Here is a 20,195-nt window from a genome sequence, read left to right on the forward strand (position 1 = left end):
TTAATACGAGAACTGAGCGAAAACCCAGTGTGTCAGCAACAGACAGACCATATACAGACTGAGATTAAAGACGCCAGGAAAAGCAATCCAGTCTTTTTGAATTAGGCGATCTGTCCATCTCCCAATCAACTTAAAAGCGATAAATGCCAATATTGCCTGAATGAGCAAACTTGGTACGAAAACACCATATAGATTGAATTCACCCATGCTTGTATGCCCCTACCTGCGTTGCTGAAATATGAAAAATACTGCTACGAATATTATTAAGACTAATGCGTAAGCGCTGTTCAATATCGGTATGACTGCCCTGTTCGAGTTGCTGCTCTAAGTGAGCGATTTGTTGTACAACCTGAGTCTGAATTTCAGTTGCCAAATGCAACTGCTTTTCCTGATTACGAAAGGCGTCATCCAGCAAACTTTGTAAGTGTCCGATTTCGGCTTGTAATGCTACAGGCGTATCTGCACGTTTCGCCAGCTCATCCAGACGACTTAAATCTACAATGGCACTGGTTTCAATCAAGGCCAGATTCATTGCTGTTTTCAAGTCAGCAGACTGAACCATTTTGGTATTTAATACCCCGATTCGGTCCAGCATACTACGTAGATGAATACGAAATTCGACACCATACGGCAAATATAACGCTTCTCGCATGGCTTTATAATGTTTAGACAACAGCCTGCTCGCGCTTTCTTCAGGTGAAATGGCCCGAATAAAATAGACGGCCATCACCGCAATCACAGGTCCTGCCACGCTGCCCAAACACCCTTCAAATGATTTCAGTGGATCTATACTGTAACGATTCTGCAAATTTAAACTCATGATGAATGACACCATGGTTGGCAATGCCAGACCCGTTAATGGCGGATGCGGATAAAGCATCACAAAGAAAATCAGCGTAGGTGCAAGCACCAAGGCTAACTGCCAAAACTCCTTGACCTCTGGCATAATCCCCAAGATATAAATAATCGTAAGAATTCCTGCGTATATACTGCCACGAATAAACAACTTTAAAGCAGGAACTGGGTTATCCATCGCAGTCAAAATACAGGCCGAAACAGCAGCCAATTGCGCCATCATATAACCTGCACTCCAACCACTATAAATCCACAGTGAAAATGACACGAAAATTGCCACAACCGCAGCCAGTGCGCCACGCAGTGCCATGCCATGGTCACGATGTAAACTCGGGTAACTCGTGGTTAAGGTTGCGATAGATTCTGGAATATGTTTTTCACCACGCTGAATCAATTGCCAAATGAGTTTCACAGTAAACACATTCTGAATTAAATGACGGATATCCATTTTCAAACCATCTAATGCGACCTGTTGTTCAGGTTTTGCCAGTTGATGTAAATGAATAAAATCCTGTTCAAATTCAGTTGGTAATGCCGTTAGATCAGCTTCCTGAACCTCTGCTCTACTCACAATAAATGCACGAATATGCTGATGTAAGGTCAGCAAACCTTGCTGGTAATGTTCATCAATTGCATCGAGTTGGTGAATACGTTCTGCGGCCGCGGTCAAATTTGAGACGATCATAGTGATTTGATGCAGCAATTCCTGAATCGGCTTGGTCATGCCTTGCAACTCACCTTTTTCATAGTTCAAATGCACAGCCAAAGCATGAATATCTGCAATATCACTGGTGATAGCACCGAGCAGTTCCGTGTAATTATTATCTGCATGATGCTCGGTTAGAATCTTTTGGAAAATCTGACGGGTATCATTTAAGGTCTTATCGACACGCTGCTGAATTGCAGGCCCCAAATGCACAGGGAAAATCGTGGCAAAAACAACAGCAGTACACACTACCGCCAGTGAAATTTCAAGAACCCGCCCAAGCGCCATATCAAACACGCTAATCGTTTCAATATTATTGATTGAGTTACAAGCAATCATGGCCGTAGTATAGCCTGCCAACATAAACACATAGCTACGTGGGGTTCGGTCAAGCAGTGACACATATAAACAAAAGCCGACCCAAACTGCCAAACATGACATAAATAGAAATGGCGTATTGATCAGATGAGGTGTCATGATCGTTGCAACCACTGCACCTGCGGCAGTACCTAATAAACGATAGACCGCTTTGGAAGACACCATCCCTGAATAGGGATTGACAATAATCACTACCGTACCAATAGCCCACATTGGGTAGGTCAAATCTAGAGAAAAAGCGATATACAACGCCAACATCCCTGCAATAAAGGTTTTTACCGCAAAGATAAAATCCATTTTTGAAGGACGGAACGCCAACAACTGTTTATAGAGCAGCATGTATATCTCTCGAATATTCGGTTAGATCTTAATAATGATGATGTATTACTCTTTGTAAAAATCATAGATACCAAAGCACAAACATTTGCTAAACCAATAGCAAACGCCTGATTTTTCAAAATATCATAGCCAGCCTAGCCCATAGACTCATCTACAGGAGCGACATGTGGTTTGGAGATTTCTCTGCTGTTTGCACAACAGGAATACAAAGAGTTGAAGTGCGTTAATGCAACAGATGCAAATTAACATCTTCATTCGATATTTGGTTTGGCAATTTTTTCAAAAAAAAACATATTCGTCAACATTAATATCTTCATTTGATAATTTATGTTATTTTAGACAAACATCTTACGTTTTTTTCATGCGAAAAGATGCAGCGTTTTATAAAATATAGCGACTTACCATTTTTTCTTGGGAAATCTATTCTCTATGGCTGTTACGAGCTTTGGTAAAATTTTAACCGTTTTGGACTTATTCTCCATTTCTCGACACGTGATTAATGTCGATATTATTAGTCAGGAACTCGGTTTATCCCGACCGACAAGCTATCGCTATTTAAAAGAGTTGGTATCAGCCGATTTATTACAGCGGATCAGTGGGACATCTGGCGACTATACCCTTGGCCCTAAAATTGCGGTGCTGGATTATATTTCCCGTACTACGGATCCACTGGTTCAGGTCAGTATTCCCTATATGAAAGATATTGTGGAACATACCGAACTCAGTTGTCTGCTGACCTTTTTGAATCATGATTACTGTATCGACATTCACGATGAATCCTTTCAGGGTAACCTGATGGTGTCTTATGGTCGTGGTAGCCCACGCCCTGTGTATATCGGGGCCTCGCCAAAAATTATTGTGGCGCACATGAGCAAGCAAGGTTTGCACAACTTTTATGAACGTTATGCGCAACAACTCGGTCAAGTCGGTTTTGCTCAGGATGAAAACCACTTTATTCAGCACATGCGTAAAATTAAGAAACAGGGTTATTACTTCTCGCAAGGTGAAGTGAATCCGCTGTATTCAAGTTTGTCTGTGCCGATTAAATATTCGAGTAAAATTGCACCTGTGGCTTTGACTGTAGTCGGATCGAAAAACCGTTTTGAATACGTCAATCTGGAAAAAATTATCCAGACTTTAAAAGAACATGCGGCTGAAATTGAGAAAAAATACCTCAGTCTTGCCGAACAGGTCGAGCAGCAATCCAATCATCATTAAACCTGATGATAAAGACAACAAGGCAGATACAGATATCCGCCTTGTTGTTTTGGACTAAAGCAGATGTGTTAACTATAAAAAGTCAACCTGCCCCGTTTTAACATCGTAAATTGCACCAACAATCCCAACCTCACCGTTCTCGACCATTTCACGCAACACTTCACTATGCTTTAAAATATAGGCCATGTTGATTTTGACATTCATCATGGTGACTTCATCAATAAAACTGCGTGCCAGTTGATCATCGGTCATTTGGGTTTTGACCGTTTCAATCGCAGACATGATCGGTTTCAACACATACTGAATGTTCGGTGTATCTTTGGCTTGGCTGACATCAAGCTGCTGCTGATACATCTGACATGCCGCAGTAACAGCACCACAGTCAGTATGCCCCAACACCACAATCAGGCGAGAACCTTTGCTCTTACAGGCGAACTCAAGCGAACCTAAAACTTTTTCCCCTGCGATATTGCCCGCAATTCGTAAACTAAACAGATCTCCCACCCCAACATCAAACAACATTTCGGTTGGCGCACGTGAATCCATACAGCCCAGTACTGCTGCAATCGGATGCTGTCCGTATTTCGCAGTGATCTGAATTTGACGGGCAATATCATGTTGTAAACGTTGCTGCGATACAAAACGTTGGTTGCCTTCTTTGAGTTTTTGCAAAACCAGTTCTGGAGTCAGTTGCTGCTGCATTTCACGGGTACTGACATCGACATCAATCGCATCATCCTCATGTAATTCAGGATAATGTGCCTGAAACCCCACAAGTTTGAGATCAATCTGACGTTGTGCGGCTTTTTCCTGCTGAAACTCCTGAATCACCTGATATAAATCAGGGTCGATATACGCTGTATTACTGGCATCAATCACCACAGTTTCATGACGCTTGATTTTATTCAGCACCGACAGCAAAGCGACACGGTTTAAAAAGCTGACATTCTGTGCCAGTTCAATTCGAGTCAGGTTGCCATGTAAATGCTTTTCATGAATCACTTTGACACCGCTATGCATATTGCTATGTAAAATAAATAAGGTGCTAAGCACCAAGCCAACCATAATTCCGATTAGCAAATCGGTCAGCATGATGGCAATCACAGTGACAATAAACGGCAGGAACTGCTTCCAACCCTTTTGATAAAGCTGAATAAACAGTTTTGGCTGCGCCAGTTTATAACCTGTCAGCAACAAAATTGCAGCCAATGCCGAGAGTGGCACAACATTGAGTAATGGGGTTAAAAATAAAATTGCGACAATCAGTAAAATGCCGTGAAAAATCGTAGCCACCTTAGTCTTTGAGCCGCTGGTCGCATTGACTGAACTCCGCACAATCACCGAAGTCACAGGCATCCCCCCAACAAAACCCGACAAGGTATTGCCGATGCCTTGTGCCAGTAATTCACGATTTGGCGGTGAACTGCGCTTGTGTGGATCCATCTTGTCGGCAGCTTCCAGATTAAGCAAAGTTTCTAAAGATGCCACCACCGCTAAAGTCACTGCACCGATATAAATTTGCGGGTTATTCCAGTAGGAAAAATCAGGGAAATAAAAGATTTTTTCATTTGAAGAAAACAGATTGGGTAAATCAATCAAATGCCGCTCACCCACAGCCAAACTTGAACCTGTCTGAATCAAAATCCAGTTCAGCACCCCAGCAAAGACGACTGCGACCAGTGCCGAAGGCAGTGGCAACTTCTTTAAAGGCGTTTGATCCCATAACAAAATCAAGGCAACGGATAACACCCCGATCAGGGCTGCTCCCACATCGACATGCTGTAAAAGCTGTGGAAGACCTTGAATCCCTAAATCTTTCACAGTTGCCATATGCAACCCGAATAAATTGGGTAACTGATTAATAATTAAGATTAGACCAATGGCGACCAATAAACCCAAGATCACATTGGTCGGGACAAAGTTGGCAAAAGTCCCCAGCTTTAAAAAACCAAAGATCATTTGTATTAAGCCAGCTAAAATCACACAGAGCAGAAACGCTGAATACTGACCATCGAGCGCCATCAACTGTGTCAAAATAATCGCGGTTAAGCCTGCTGCTGGCCCTGAAACACTAATGTGTGAACCACTCAGTGCACCAACGACAATCCCGCCGATGACACCAGCAATCACACCTGACAATAACGGTGCTCCTGATGCATGGGCAATGCCCAAGCACAGTGGCAACGCCACCAGAAACACCACCAAACCTGACATTAAATCTTTCGGATAAAACTTCCGATCTAAAAATATTGTTTTCATAAACAACCGTCTAAAATGAAATAATAAGACAGCTCGTTATTTTGTTCCTATCCATTCCCTGTTGTTACCACACATCGTCCCTAATCCTTGAAGGAAAACTTCACGTGCCGAGTTCATCTTGACAGAGCGATTGATTTACAACGTAGTTTTTCACACAACAGTTGTCAGCATCTGTAATGTTATACAGTTTTATTGCTAATCCAGCTTGCCTAAGTTTAATTTTTATAATAGAGGTTTTTAAAATTTCACAATATAAATCATTGATATATTTTTCCCATATACACTATTTTAGTGACGCAGTTTGCACAATCATCGGGCATAAAAAAGCCCTGAACAGTCAGGGCTTTTTGTTTTACGGTTGCTTTAAATACGGCCATGCAGCTTTCAGATAAATAAACATCGACCACAAGGTTAAAATCACTGCGGCATACAACAAAATATATGCAAAAGTATCTAAAGGCTGCCAGTTCAGCAAAAATACGCTAATTGCAATCATCTGAAATGCAGTTTTGTATTTACCAACGGTGGATACGGCTACACTGGTGCGTGCGCCAAGTTCAGCCATCCATTCACGCAGTGCTGACACGGTAATTTCACGGGAAATAATCACAATGCCTGCAAAGGCCATGATGATGGTTGGCTTCCACTGAACTAATACCACCAAAGCAGCAGCGACCATTAACTTGTCAGCGACAGGATCGAGAAAACGTCCAAATGCTGAGGTTTGATTGAGTGCACGTGCGAGATAACCATCAAACCAATCCGTGATTGCTGCCAGAACGAAAATAGACGTCAGCAATAAATGGCGTGATAAGCTGCCCGCATGTCCTTCAACACCAATCGCAGGTGGCCAGTAAGCCACGAGTAAAAATACAGGAATGAGCACAATTCGTGCAATGGTGAGAATATTTGGAATGTTCAGGATTCGCCCTGTTGTCATAGCCACCGCCAATTTAGCCCTTGCAAGTCTGCATCGAGTGATTTTTAAACGTATTTTTGACTGATCAATACTGCCATCACTTTATACGAAATGTACAGATGTGTCGACCATAAAGCCGATGCTGTAACAGCAAAACTTGGCCCGTAGAATAGCGTCAAACCGCTGCGGCTCATTATGCAGAATTATTCATGCAACACCTGATAAATGGTTCGTGCCATCACGTCCCCCAAACCAGGGACTAAGGTCAGTTCTTTTTCTGAAGCTTTGAGCACCCCTTGAATCCCTCCAAAATGGGTCAGTAAATCACGGCGGCGTTTCGGCCCAAGTCCAGGAATAACCTCCAATACCGAACTCCCACGGCGTTTATCACGTTTTGCACGGTGTTTGGTAATCGCAAAACGATGCGCTTCATCACGTACCTGCTGAATCAGATGCAGCGCTTTATGATCTTCTGCCAACTGGATTTTATGTCCATCGGTAAAATGCAGGGTTTCCAGTCCCGGTTTACGCCCTTCACCTTTCGATACTCCAATCATGAAAGCATCTAGCCCCAAGTCTTGCATCACCTGCATCGCCATATGCAACTGACCTTTACCGCCATCAATCAACAGTAAATCAGGCAATGGCGCTTTTTTATAACGGCGCGTTAACGCCTGACGCATGGCTGCATAGTCATCTCCCGCCTGAATATCTTCAATGGCAAACTGACGATAATCCCGCTTACGTGCTCCGCCCTGATCGAACACCACACAAGAAGCAATCGTGGCTTCGCCCATGGTATGACTGATATCAAAACATTCAATCCGATCGATCGGACGATCAACAATCTGTTCCAATTGATAGAAGCGCTCATGCAATTCCTGATGCTGGTTGAGCTGACCCCGAATCGCATGTTGTACATTCATTTGTGCCAACTCGAGCCACTCGGCACGGGTTTCTCGGACATTGGCTTTGATCTGGATTTTCTTCTGAAAATGCTGACTCAGCGCCTGTTCCAGCTCCAGACGGTCTGGCAAATCCGTATTCACAATCAATTCTTGTGGAATTTCATCTGCCACCTGAAAGTAGAAATTGGCAATAAAATCACTTAGCATTTGCCCCAAGTCATCACTGAGCATGTCAGGAAAATAACTCTTTCCACCGAGCATTCGTCCATTACGCACATACATCATTTGTACGCAGGTCACCCCTGCCTGATGAGCAATCGCCAAAATATCCGCTTCGCCTTTGATTTTGTACACTGCTTGCTGGGCAGACACTTCACGCAGTAGCGCCAAACGGTCACGGTAAAACACCGCTTTTTCAAACGCCAATTCGGCGGCGGCAGCTTCCATTTTGGCAATCAGTTCTTGGTTGAGTTCTTTGGTATCGCCCTGTAAAAAGCGAATCGAGTTTTGCACATCTTGCGCATAATCTTCTGGGGAAATCAGCCCGACACAGGGTGCAGTGCAACGTTTAATCTGATACTGCAAACACGGACGTTTACGCTGGGAAAAATAGCTATTTTCGCACTGACGTACATTAAACAGTTTTTGCAAAATCAATAAGGTATCACGCGCTGCGTAAGCACTCGGATACGGCCCAAAGAATTTTCCAACCTGATGTTTGCCTTTACCCCGCCCACTGGCAATCCGTGGATACGGCTGATCGGCCGAAATGAAAATATAGACATAGGATTTATCGTCCCGCAGCATGATGTTATACGGCGGACGATGCAGTTTAATCAGGTTCTGTTCGAGTAATAAGGCTTCGGTTTCCGAGCGTACCACCAGCGTTTCAATATCATAAATCCGTGCCACCAAAGCTTGGGTTTTCGGATGTTCAATGGTTTTGACAAAGTAGCTCGATACCCGATTTTTTAGATTTTTGGCTTTGCCCACGTACAGCAGTTCACCGTCCTTGCCGAGCATTTTATAGACCCCAGGAAGGAGGGTCATTTTGGCAAGCAGTTGTTCAATGTGTTCGCGGGCGTTCGGGTTCACGGCTGGCTCAGTAATCAAAACAGGTATGACAGTATGTAGCGCCTGAACCCACAGATTTCAAGAATAAATATTTTAACGTGCTGCGGCATTACAGCTAGTCAGTTCTCGTGAACCACTGCGCCACTCTGCACCTGCTGAGTTACTATAAGCACTAATCCGACCAACTTTTGCAGCCAGATTACGGCATGACTCAACAGACAAATCATTGCCCCAAGGCCCTGACATACTGCATTCATGTCCGTTACAGTCCCAAGTTACCCATGCTCCCCCTGAAATTTGAGTCTGAACTTTGCCACGATAATGACTTGCCGCATACCATACGGTTTCCCCACGATTGCTTGGGCGACCCGCTGCCTGATTACACTGGTTCAGCGCAGGAGAACCTGCTGCCCACATCCGGCCTGCCGAATTGCCGTAATAGCGTAGCTCGCCCACTTGTGATGCCAAGTTCTGACAAGACTCTAGTGATAAATCATTGCCCCAAGGCCCTGTCAGTTGACATTCATGACCATTACATTCCCATGTCACGTCTGCCCCACCCGAAATACGGATATTCACATTTCCGCGATATTCCGTTCCTGCAAACCACGTGGTGGCATGTCCCAATACGCTTAAACTCAACCCCCCCAATAACACTGCAAATTGCTTGGTGTTCATCTCTATTTTCCCTATGATTGTTTTTGATGAATTTATCAACAATTTTATGGAATATTTATTTTCAAACAATTGATTAAAATATTGTTTTTCCCAATAAAAAAACGCCCATGATCGGGCGTTTTCAAGCACATACTTTTATCTAGATATTTTATTTAAACACATAAGGACGAATAAAAATCAGGAAGAAAATTCCAAGCATCAGTACCCATTTCAAAATGTAGTACAACTGGCGATTGGATTTTTTCAGTGCTTTGGCTTTTAAGCGAATTTGATACACATAACCAAAAGCTTTATTTAAGCCCCCTGTACGGTCACTTGCATCATTCGGTGAACTCGCTGCTGTCATGACATTTTTACCAAACCAATGGTTAAATTTTTCCATCAGTTGGCTTTTCAGTGGACGTTCAACGTCAGCGAAGAAAATAATACGGTTCTGATCCGTCGCATTTTCTGCGTAGTGAATGTAGGTTTCATCAAACACCACACTCTGCCCATCACGCCACGCATATTTTTGTCCATCAACATCAATAAAACAGCGATCATCATTCGGTGTCATTAAACCCAAGTGATAACGCAACGAACCTGCATACGGATCACGGTGACGAACCAGACGGCTGTTCGGCGCAAGTTCGGTAAACATGGCAGCTTTAATGGTCGGCAAAGTTTTGAGTAATGCCGTAGTTTTTGGGCAAAGTTCTGCCGCAGAAGGATGAGCCGAGTCATACCATTTTAAGTAAAAACGTTTCCAGCCCGTTTTAAAAAATGAGTTAAAACCTAAATCATTATATGAGTCAGCCGCTTTAATACTTCCCTGTGAATATAATGCTTTGGCTTCGTCGCGAATCATTTCCCAGTTGTCATCAAGGACTTTGAGATCTTTAAAGCGCTGCGTTTCGATATAGGGCTGATTTGGCACTTTCGAAAAGACATACATTAAAAAGTTAATGGGTGCGAGCAAAGTTGAATGGTCAAAGAACTGACGATAAAACGAATGCCGCACTTTGCCACGATATTGGATATACAATGCAGATATCACAAAAATTGCCAGAATAATCCATTTAATCATAGGTTTACTCAAAATTAATCAAGAATTCGCATCAGCCACAAAAAGCAACTGATTCTCACTTGGCGATATTTTACCAAAAATATAAAAACTTGCTATAGACAACGCGATTTGGTTTAACGTTTACAGTAATTATTTTAAAATAATTTATCTTTTTATGTTTTAAAAAGCTTCTAAAATCAACCTCTCAAGCAGGTTTATATTCGTTCTTTATAATACAAACAAACCATCATCAATCGCTTTTAATATGATTCTCTTATATTCATCTTCGCTTTATAAAACTTAAACCATTGTTTTATTTAAAAGTACATCCATGTACAGATCATCTCATTATTTTGAATCAAATCGAGCACTGTAAACACTTATTACAGGTGTGGTATGTTCTTTTCTAGAAGTTTTACAGGACACAACGTTCCAACTGTCGTCGTTTTACAGGACTTCGCCTTGAACTCTTGTAACTGCATTGGCTGAGAGGCATTGATTTCGGTTAAATCACGCCATTGCTGATAACTGCGTGCTGAAAAATAGATGCGGACATATTGCTGATGTGTGGATTTTTCCTGATATTTTTCAAAGACCAGCATACTCGCAGGTGGAATATCATTTTGAATACCATCCGCAAGCTTCCAGTTAAATCCAAGTATGGTCTGAATCTGGGAAATATTGGTATCGTGTCCCATATACATGATCAACGGGATATTGGCTGTTTGTGATTTTCCTGTCAGATCTTCAACAATGCGTTGATATAAAAACTGCCCACCAATTTGTGCGTATAGCGGAAGTTCATTCAGGTACTGATATTTAGCCCGATGTAACTGCATAAAAGGCTCCAAATCATTTGCTGAACTGACATGCCCAAAAGCTACCTCACTTTGAGGAAGATTTTCACTATATTGCAAGCGTACAGTTTCCCCAATATTGGCTGCAATCGACAGCGGCCCTGTCAATTTGACCTTGCCCTTTTCCAGTGTGATACCCCAGTCCTGATCGAGCGCTTGGCAAGCATTGGCAGCACAGACCGTATTTTTGAGGGTTTCGATTGGCTTGGCATATCGCTGTTTAATTTCCCGCTGAACACCAATTTTTGCCAAAAACTGTTGCTGGATTTTTGGGAAATACGGCGCAAAACGGTCTAAATCGACACCACTAAATAAAGGGTCTTTTTTCTGCTGTGACACATGAACAGGCACATGACATTGCCCAAACATGCCCTGAGAAACGGCTTCGCCTGTCATAGCGGTGCGCTGATCTGAATCAGCATAAATCCAGACATGCTGAGCATCGGGACAAGCCCGATTGCCAAGTTTCAGCCCCTGACTTTTCCAGAGCACCAGAGGATAGGCAACTTGACGAACCACCCCCTCATAACCACGATAACTCAACGTTCCATCGGGTACAGGCCATTTGAACCACTCTTTACCCGTGGCTTTTTCTAATGCAGCGGTATTGGTTTGCGGACGAATCCCGTGACGCATTAAAGTCACGACTTGCTCTAATTGATATTCAGGTGTCGGTTTTAACTCGGCATGCGTCTGGTGAAAGCTTGTTAACCCCAGAAACATTGAGAGATACAGTCGTTTTTGCATGTTAAATTTCTCAAGCATTCTTATAAAAATTTATAGTTAAAACCTAAGGTAAATGAAGTGGTTCGACGGTCAGATTTACTACTGTAAGATTCATTCTTCAGCTCTACATATGGCGCAAACTTTTTGGTCAGCTTATAACCCACTGTCAACTTATGGATATAATCATGTTTTTGCTGATCGTATAAATTGACATTACTGGTGTAGTACCCAAACTTATAGGCCACTTTGACACGATCAAATTTATGGGAAATCCCACCTTCAACCAGTGAACCATATTTACTTCCAGAATCACGATAATCAACTTCCTCATAACGATATTTGAGTGACAGTTTGGTTTTCTGCGGCAAGCTGTAGTTCAGGGTAATATTCGGCTTAAACTTGGTGGTTCCCCCTGTCTTGGTTGTCCAAGAAACGGCAGGTATGAGCTCAATATTCTCATTCAGATCATAATGATAATTCAGCTTATAGACATGTTCATACAGTTGGTCATTTGAGAAAGCCTGCCCTGCTGAACCATCTGCGGTTTCCTTGGGCTGCAACTTCCATTTCACCGCAACACCAATGCCATTATCAAAGGTATGACTGAGCTGGATTTTATCGGTATGTTCATTGGACAGATCTTCATACTCATGTGCATATTTCAGATCGAGTGCAAATGCATTTACACTAAACAACGGCAACAATAGAAAACTATATTTTATAAAAAAATAATTATTTTTCATGTATATAAATATATCAATAATTTAGGAATCCCAAAGACTACTTTTTCAAAATGACATTTTTTTGAAGAAATGATTGAAGTTTGATGACAGTGTATTTCGATCAAAATAAAGACAATTTAAATTCCCAGATGTGTATTCTCCCTATTCAGTTCCTCGATTCCCTTCACGACTCAATTCTGTGAATTTTTGTATGAATCCGACTCTAAACAGCAACAAAGCATTGACCTAAATGACAAAAAATACATTTTCCTAAACTTTCTGAATTACACTTTCATCCATTTAATAAGCCAATGATTTAAATCATGATAAATCAGTATAAACCTCATTTTTTGTGTGCTTATTCAACAAAAAAACTGCCCAGTTCACTTTTGATCTAAAAAATCAGTGACCATTGCGTCACGGCTTGATACAACTCGAAGCATATTTTTTGTTTAGAGTTATCGTAAGATGAAAAGCACTCCAAATGCGTGCTTTGCACAGTAACCCAATAACATCAACGAACAAGTCCTCCAGAATAAAGGAGATCAGGGCATGATCCACGCAGGCAATGCCATTACCGTCCAAATGCTACAGGACGGAATTGCAGAATTCCGCTTTGACTTACTCGGTGAGTCGGTTAATAAATTTAATAAAGCCACCATTGATGACTTCCAAGCCGCGATTGCTGCGGTACAGTCACATCCTGAAATTCAAGGCTTGGTGGTTACATCTGCCAAATCGACGTTTATTGTCGGTGCCGACATTACTGAGTTTGGTGCAAACTTCGCGCAAGGCGAAGCTGTCATTCAAGAATGGCTAGTGAGTATTCACCAGATTTTTAACAGTTTTGAAGATTTAAATATCCCGAAAGTTGTGGCGATTAATGGCATGGCTTTGGGTGGCGGTTTTGAAATGTGCTTGGTGTGTGACTATCGTGTGATGGCGAAGTCAGCTCAAGTCGGTTTACCTGAAATCAAGCTCGGCATTTTCCCAGGTTTTGGTGGCACAGTCCGTCTGAGCCGTGTGATCGGGATCGACAATGCTGTTGAATGGATGGCGATGGCTGTACCGAAAAAGTCTGATGCTGCCCTTAAAGATGGTGCAGTGGATGCTGTGGTTGCCGATGACAAAGTCGTTGCTGCTGCAATTGATTTAGTCAAACAAGCGATTGCTGGTCGCTTGGACTGGAAAGCAAAACGTCAAGAAAAACTTGAACCTGTCAAACTCAATCAAATTGAACAGATGATGGCATTTACCACAGCCAAAGCTGCGGTACTTTCTAAAGCCAATCCTGCCCAGTACCCAGCGCCAAAACTGATGTTGGACTCACTGCAAACAGGCGTGACCTTAACCCGTGATGAAGCGGTAAAAGTCGAAGCACAAGGCTTTGCTAAAGCTGCGGTGACACCACAAGCAGAAGCCTTGATTGGTTTATTCATCAACGATCAGGTTGTAAAAAAAGCTGCGAAGAAACACGAAAAAGGCGCGCATCCGATCAGCCAAGCTGCGGTGTTGGGTGCAGGGATTATGGGCGGTGGTATCGCCTACCAAACTGCCAGCAAAGGCACACCAATCATCATGAAAGATATTGGCAATGCACAACTGGCACTCGGCATGTCTGAAGCCAACAAACTCCTCACCAAACAGGTTGAACGCGGCAAATTGACTGCGGCAAAAATGGGCGAAACCCTGACCCGCATTCGTCCATCTTTAAGTTATGACGAATTTAAAGATGTCGATATCGTGATTGAAGCAGTGACTGAAAATCCGAAAGTCAAAGAAGCGGTTTTAGCGGACACTGAAAGTAAAGTCCGTGACAACACAATTTTGGCATCGAACACCTCGACCATTTCGATTACCCGCTTAGCCAAAGCATTGAAACGCCCTGAAAATTTTGTCGGTATGCACTTCTTTAACCCTGTGCACATGATGCCGTTGGTTGAAGTCATCCGTGGCGAACACACCTCAGAAGAAGCGGTTGCAACAACTGTGGTATTGGCACAGAAAATGGGTAAAACCCCGATCGTGGTGAATGACTGCCCAGGCTTCTTGGTCAACCGCGTGCTGTTCCCTTACTTCGGTGCATTTGATCTGTTACTCAAAGACGGCGCAGACTTCCAGCAAATCGACAAAGTCATGGAAAAATTTGGCTGGCCAATGGGCCCTGCCTATTTGATGGACGTGGTCGGGATCGATACAGGCGTGCATGGCGCTGAAGTCATGGCGGAAGGCTTCCCTGACCGTATGAAACCTGACTTTAAAGGTTCTATCGAAACCCTGTATGAAGCCAAACGTCTAGGTCAAAAAAATGATGTCGGCTTCTACAAATACGAACTCGACAAGAAAGGCAAAAAAGCCAAAACCGTCGATGCAACTGCCTATGACGTGATTGCCCCAGTGGTCACTGGTGAAAAACGCGAGTTTGATCCACAAGAAATTATTGACCGTATGATGTTGGCGCTGTGCAACGAAACTGTTCGTTGTTTAGAAGACAACATTGTTGCTACCCCTCATGAAGCAGACATGGCGATGATTATGGGCATTGGTTTCCCTGCCTTCCGTGGTGGCCCATGCCGTTATATCGACCAGACAGGTGTGGCTGAATACGTGGCACTGTGCAACACCTATGCCCACTTAGGCAAAGCCTATGAAGCACCGCAATTGCTGCGTGACATGGCTGAAAACAACAAGAAATTTTACGGTTAAGGAGCAGCGTGAATGACTACTTTAAATCCACGTGACGTTGTGATTGTTGATGGTGTACGTACCGCCATGGGCAAATCCAAAAACGGAATGTTCCGCAATGTGCGTGCCGAGCATCTTTCGGCTGCCCTGATTCGTGCTTTGGTGGCGCGTAACAGCTTCGATGTCAATGAAGTTGAAGACGTGATCTGGGGCTGTGTCAATCAGACCCTTGAACAAGGCTGGAACATTGCCCGTAATGCAAGCTTGCTGGCTGGCTTACCGAAAACTGTGGCAGGTCAAACCGTCAACCGTTTGTGTGGTTCATCCATGCAAGCGATTCATACGGCGGCTGGGCAAATCGCAACGCATCAAGGTGATATTTTCATCATTGGTGGTGTCGAACACATGGGTCATGTCAACATGATGCATGGCGTTGACCTGAACCCTGAAGCGTCTAAACACTATGCCAAAGCCTCAAACATGATGGGCTTGACCGCAGAAATGTTGGGGCGCATGAATGGCATTAGCCGTGAAGAACAAGACGCGTTTGGGGTTGAATCACACAAACGTGCTTGGGCAGCCACTCAAGAAGGTCGTTTTAAAAATGAAATCGTCGGTGTCGAAGGTCACAATGCCGATGGCTTTAGAATCTTCTGCGATGTCGATGAAGTAATTCGTGCCGATGCAAACTTGGCAGCATTCCAAGCACTTCGTCCTGCATTTGACCCGAAAGGTGGTACAGTGACGGCGGCAACTTCATCGGCATTGTCGGATGGTGCATCTGCCATGCTACTGATGTCTGCTGAACGTGCCAAAGATTTAGGGCTTAAACCGCGTGCCGTGATTCGTTCAATGGCGGTTGCAGGTTGTGATGCAGCGATCATGGGTTATGGCCCTGTCCCTGCGACACAAAAAGCCTTGAAACGCGCAGGTTTAAGTATGTCTGACATTCAGACCATTGAGCTGAATGAAGCTTTTGCTGCACAAGGTTTGTCGGTGATGAAAGGCTTGGGTATTTATGACAAGCAAGACATGATTAATCTGAATGGTGGTGCGATTGCGCTCGGTCACCCATTGGGCTGTTCAGGTGCGCGTATTACCACGACCTTGCTGAATGTGATGGAGCAAAAAGATACGCAAATCGGGCTTGCGACCATGTGTATTGGTTTAGGTCAGGGTATAGCAACCATTATTGAACGTGTTTAATGTTTAATTAAATACTGAGATAAAAAGAAAATCCCCGCTCAGTGCGGGGATTTTTATATATGCTTCACTAAATGCAACACCCAAATATCATCCAATAAAGGCTGTCCAACATTGGCATCGATTGGATAATCCTCCGTTTCGCCTGTCAGCACATAACCACGGCGCAAATAAAATTCAATCAGCTCGGTTCGGCAAGACAACACCGACATTTCAAAGCCTGTAACTGCAAAATTGGCTTGAGCAAAATCTTCTGCAAGCTGCAACACCTGTTTACCCAAGAACTGATTTTGTCGCTGCGGGTGTGTGGTCAACATCCCAATATAAGCATGATCTTGCTGTTTCTGAACATGTAGACAGGCAACTAACTCCGCAGCATCAAACATCAATAAAATTTTAGAATCAGCAACAAATAAATCCTGAAGCTGTTCAGCAGAAATTCGATCTCCACTGACCACTTCGGCTTCTGATGTCCAACCACGTAGTTCTTTGGAGCGGTAAGATAAATTCACCAATTCAACAATCTCGGGAATATGCTGTTTTGTTGCTTTAACTATCATATATTTGTTTATTTATTAATTACATAATTCACCATGAGATCATGATTTTTCTAACATTGTCATTAAACATGGTGAAAAAAATAATGACCCACGATAAGCACCTTGTATGGTTTTTAACATCACCATTCCCCACAACAATACAATACATCCCGCAAAGCCTAAACCGATATAGAACAAAACATAGCTTTGTATTTGCTGAGCAAGATTTAAAATCGCCAGATCAAATACCCCCAAAGGAAACGTTAGCCCCCACCATCCCAAATTAAAGCTCAACCCTGTACGACTATATCTATAGATGGTAAACAACGCGATAGCGAGCCACCACAAGCCAAAGCCCAGCAAAATTAAACTGATCCAAATTCCAGCATAATGCATCAAATTGCCTAATTCCGCTAAATGGTAAGTAGTCAGAATACGAGGTGCTTGCTGACCCAGCAGTAACAATGCCAATGCGCCCGTCCCAATCGGTCCCAATGCCAAACACATTGAGATAGCCATTTGCGCTTCGGGTAAGCGATGTAATGCCAAACGCAGCAATAAAATCGTCAAGACTGCAAATGCAGGTAGAACAGACATTCCCCAAAGTACATAACAGCCAAAGAGTAAATTCACAGCAGTTTGATCTGCTGGCAAATGCGCCAACAACACACCTCCTGAACTTGCCACAACTTCTGCCGTGACAATGGGTAATAACCAAATCGCAGTCATAGTATTTAACTGATGCTGCTGATAAACAAACATCAGCATTGGCACACCCACCGCCACAATCACCGCCAAGATGACATCGACTCCCCATAAGAACTCAGCCAAGACCAAATGTTGCGGCATGAATTTAACCAGTCCATTAATGATGGTTGCCAATCCCATCGGGATTGCACCAAAGAAAAAAGCCATGCTTGAATGTTGAAAAATCTGTTTGGCTTCATGCGGATAAAAAAGCCAACGTAGGCTATACAGCACAGAAAATAAGATAAACAGTCCAATATTTGCTAACCATAATAGACGTGCCAACTCCCAGCAGTATGCAGTCATTAGTGGGGATTCGCTCAGAAGAAGTGCCACCACTCCAGTTCCCATATTGACCGTAAACCAGTTTGGTGTGAAATACCGAATCAACTGCCGTGGCTGTTCAAGTAAATAAAATGGCTGTTGCATCACAAATATCCTGTGGCTATTTGTGATGATCTTAAAATAACCAAATAATCAATAAAATTGATTAATTTTTATTTTATAAATTAATTTTATTGATATAAAAGTAATCAATTCATCAGCTACTCCACCAAAACCGCAGAATATGAAAGAAAATCGGTGCAGAAAAACAAATCGAATCAATCCGATCCAGCATGCCCCCATGCCCATGAATCAATTGCCCCCAGTCTTTCACCCCACGATCACGCTTAATCGCAGACATCACCAAGCCACCAAAGAAACCAAACACACATAAAATAAAAGCAATCAACGCAGCTTGCCACGTGTTAAACGGCGTGAGCCACGACATAGCAACACCGACCAACACCGCTAAAAACATACCGCCCAAAAGCCCTTCTACAGTTTTCGATGGCGACAACACAGGCGCAACTTTGTGTCGACCAAACAACTTGCCACAGATGTATTGCAACACATCCGAAATTTGCACCACCAGTACCAACCAGATCACCAGCCAGACATTCGGTTTCCCAAAATGCGCCACATGCAAATTCAGCAAAGCAGGCACATGCGAAATACAGAACACCGACACCATTAAGCCCCAATGAATCTTGGCGCTACGCTCCAAAAAGCGTGTGGTGTCTTCATGTTTTAAGGTGGCAATCGGAATCAGTAGAAATAAATACAGTGGAATAAAGATGGTAAATAAGCCGTACCAGTCGATATACACCAAGTAATACTGATATGGAATCACGATATAAAACGCGATCAACAACGGCAGATAATCCCCGCGCCGCGTGGGCAACAAGCTAATAAATTCACGCAAGGCAAAAAATGAAATCAGGGCAAACAGCACTATCACACTGACTTGCCCCAAGTAAATCGCAATACCCAAAACTAACAACATCACCCACCATGCATTGATTCGCATGTTGAGATTGTCGATAACCGCATGTGGCGCAAACTGAATCCGATATTTCAGATAACCACCAATCAGCGATGCCATCAGTAAAATCACTGCCAGTGTTGCGAACAGTGCATTGGTGGTATGGAACTGTTCTAAATTCATTGATATTCAAACTCTTTTAATTTTAATAACTGCTGCTGTGCGTAGGCTAGAAACTCATCTTTGGGCATCGCTTGGGTATGCTGCAAGGGTTCACCAAAAATCACCGTAGACAATAACGGTAAGGGAATAATCGCACCTTTGGGCATCACCCGCTTTAAGTTAGAAATCCACACAGGCACAATTTCCACCTGTGGAAACTGTTGCTGCAAATGATATAAACCACTTTTAAACTCAAGCAGCTCACAATCATCATTCAGGTTACGTGTCCCTTCGGGAAAGAAGATGATGGAATCCCCTTGCGCTAAAATATCTTTCACGGGTTGCAAAGGATCATCCTCTGCATGTTGCCGATGGCGCTGAATGACAATCCCTGAAAAGGTATCCTGAATAATAAAACGCCGAAAACGGTTTTTTAGCCAGTAATCTGAGGCTGCAATCGGATGGGTTTGATGGCGTACACGGCGTGGCAGAGACGACCACAACAAAATGAAGTCAATATGGCTGTTATGGTTGGCAAAATAAATGCGCTGTTTCAGTTCGGGCTGACAGCCCCGCCAAATGCTGCGCGCACCTGTCAGGAGTCGCGCACTATAGCGTGTCATAATCGACAGCATTTCTGCCATTGCACGCGTCAACATATTGTTCTCCAGCTTGTTCTTATTGCATATTTTCAGGATGATCAATCATCATCCAAAGTTATTTGCCAAACATTGTAGAGAAGCACTCTGATTGATAAAAGCATTTTTCAACTGATCATGGTACTAGAACATACCTATTTCCCATCTAAGAACATGATTTCTATGTGCTATTTCTATTCTCCGATTCGATTCAATCAACACGCATCAACA

The 20,195-nt window shown here is 43.2% G+C and carries 16 protein-coding genes; 3 read left to right on the forward strand and 13 right to left on the reverse strand.

The genetic code is table 11. From position 1 onward, the window contains the following. A complete protein-coding gene (locus tag C1A47_RS12780; RefSeq protein ID WP_111895411.1) occupies nucleotides 1-207 on the reverse strand; it encodes a DUF1656 domain-containing protein in 207 nt (68 codons plus the stop codon). Next, the gene (locus C1A47_RS12785) at nucleotides 200-2,278 is read right to left on the reverse strand and encodes an FUSC family protein (protein WP_111895412.1); all 2,079 of its coding nucleotides are present in this window, start codon (nucleotides 2,276-2,278) and stop codon (nucleotides 200-202) included. The genes C1A47_RS12780 and C1A47_RS12785 overlap by 8 nt, the downstream gene beginning before the upstream one ends. Before the next feature lie 429 nt (nucleotides 2,279-2,707). Here C1A47_RS12785 and C1A47_RS12790 point away from each other — a divergent pair, with 429 nt between their 5' ends. After that, entirely contained in the window at nucleotides 2,708-3,496 is a 789-nt protein-coding gene (locus C1A47_RS12790) for an IclR family transcriptional regulator (protein WP_111895413.1), read from the forward strand. 72 nt (nucleotides 3,497-3,568) lie between these two features. Here the strand turns inward: C1A47_RS12790 and C1A47_RS12795 are convergent, their stop codons facing one another. From C1A47_RS12795 to C1A47_RS12825, 7 genes are all read right to left on the reverse strand, one after another. Then, entirely contained in the window at nucleotides 3,569-5,755 is a 2,187-nt protein-coding gene (locus C1A47_RS12795; protein ID WP_205669594.1) for a solute carrier family 23 protein, read from the reverse strand. Nucleotides 5,756-6,107: 352 nt separating this feature from the next. Beyond that, nucleotides 6,108-6,695 carry a CDP-diacylglycerol--glycerol-3-phosphate 3-phosphatidyltransferase gene (gene pgsA / locus C1A47_RS12800; RefSeq protein WP_111895415.1) on the reverse strand — a complete coding sequence of 196 codons (588 nt, stop codon included), beginning with the start codon at nucleotides 6,693-6,695 and terminating at the stop codon, nucleotides 6,108-6,110. A 182-nt stretch (nucleotides 6,696-6,877) separates the two neighbouring features. Next, nucleotides 6,878-8,677 carry an excinuclease ABC subunit UvrC gene (gene uvrC / locus C1A47_RS12805; RefSeq protein WP_111895445.1) on the reverse strand — a complete coding sequence of 600 codons (1,800 nt, stop codon included), beginning with the start codon at nucleotides 8,675-8,677 and terminating at the stop codon, nucleotides 6,878-6,880. Between the two features lie 72 nt (nucleotides 8,678-8,749). After that, entirely contained in the window at nucleotides 8,750-9,073 is a 324-nt protein-coding gene (locus C1A47_RS17740) for a hypothetical protein (RefSeq protein ID WP_413772966.1), read from the reverse strand. Between the two features lie 409 nt (nucleotides 9,074-9,482). Beyond that, a complete protein-coding gene (lpxO, locus tag C1A47_RS12815) occupies nucleotides 9,483-10,400 on the reverse strand; it encodes a lipid A hydroxylase LpxO (protein ID WP_111895417.1) in 918 nt (305 codons plus the stop codon). Between the two features lie 362 nt (nucleotides 10,401-10,762). Next, nucleotides 10,763-11,983: a histidine-type phosphatase gene (locus tag C1A47_RS12820; protein WP_162625948.1), complete on the reverse strand. Its 1,221-nt coding sequence runs from the start codon at nucleotides 11,981-11,983 to the stop codon at nucleotides 10,763-10,765. A 20-nt stretch (nucleotides 11,984-12,003) separates the two neighbouring features. Then, entirely contained in the window at nucleotides 12,004-12,705 is a 702-nt protein-coding gene (locus tag C1A47_RS12825; protein ID WP_111895419.1) for an oligogalacturonate-specific porin KdgM family protein, read from the reverse strand. Between the two features lie 531 nt (nucleotides 12,706-13,236). On the opposite strand from C1A47_RS12825, the gene fadB reads away from it, so the two are divergent. Beyond that, the gene (fadB, locus tag C1A47_RS12830; RefSeq protein WP_111895420.1) at nucleotides 13,237-15,390 is read left to right on the forward strand and encodes a fatty acid oxidation complex subunit alpha FadB; all 2,154 of its coding nucleotides are present in this window, start codon (nucleotides 13,237-13,239) and stop codon (nucleotides 15,388-15,390) included. Between the two features lie 12 nt (nucleotides 15,391-15,402). Further along, the gene (gene fadA / locus C1A47_RS12835; protein ID WP_111895421.1) at nucleotides 15,403-16,575 is read left to right on the forward strand and encodes an acetyl-CoA C-acyltransferase FadA; all 1,173 of its coding nucleotides are present in this window, start codon (nucleotides 15,403-15,405) and stop codon (nucleotides 16,573-16,575) included. A 53-nt stretch (nucleotides 16,576-16,628) separates the two neighbouring features. Here the strand turns inward: fadA and C1A47_RS12840 are convergent, their stop codons facing one another. The 4 genes from C1A47_RS12840 to C1A47_RS12855 form a co-directional block, all read right to left on the reverse strand. Then, complete coding sequence (locus tag C1A47_RS12840) at nucleotides 16,629-17,132, reverse strand: GNAT family N-acetyltransferase (protein WP_111895422.1); 504 nt, start codon at nucleotides 17,130-17,132, stop codon at nucleotides 16,629-16,631. A gap of 39 nt (nucleotides 17,133-17,171) precedes the next feature. Then, nucleotides 17,172-18,287: a C4-dicarboxylate ABC transporter gene (locus tag C1A47_RS12845; protein ID WP_111895423.1), complete on the reverse strand. Its 1,116-nt coding sequence runs from the start codon at nucleotides 18,285-18,287 to the stop codon at nucleotides 17,172-17,174. 112 nt (nucleotides 18,288-18,399) lie between these two features. Further along, the gene (locus tag C1A47_RS12850; protein ID WP_111895424.1) at nucleotides 18,400-19,347 is read right to left on the reverse strand and encodes a phosphatidate cytidylyltransferase; all 948 of its coding nucleotides are present in this window, start codon (nucleotides 19,345-19,347) and stop codon (nucleotides 18,400-18,402) included. Beyond that, nucleotides 19,344-19,985, reverse strand: a complete 642-nt coding sequence (locus tag C1A47_RS12855; RefSeq protein ID WP_111895425.1) for a lysophospholipid acyltransferase family protein — start codon at nucleotides 19,983-19,985, stop codon at nucleotides 19,344-19,346. Before C1A47_RS12855 ends, C1A47_RS12850 begins: the two co-directional genes overlap by 4 nt. Nucleotides 19,986-20,195: the final 210 nt, after the last annotated feature.

This window comes from Acinetobacter sp. MB5, assembly GCF_003261585.1.
Classification (GTDB): Bacteria; Pseudomonadota; Gammaproteobacteria; order Pseudomonadales; family Moraxellaceae; genus Acinetobacter.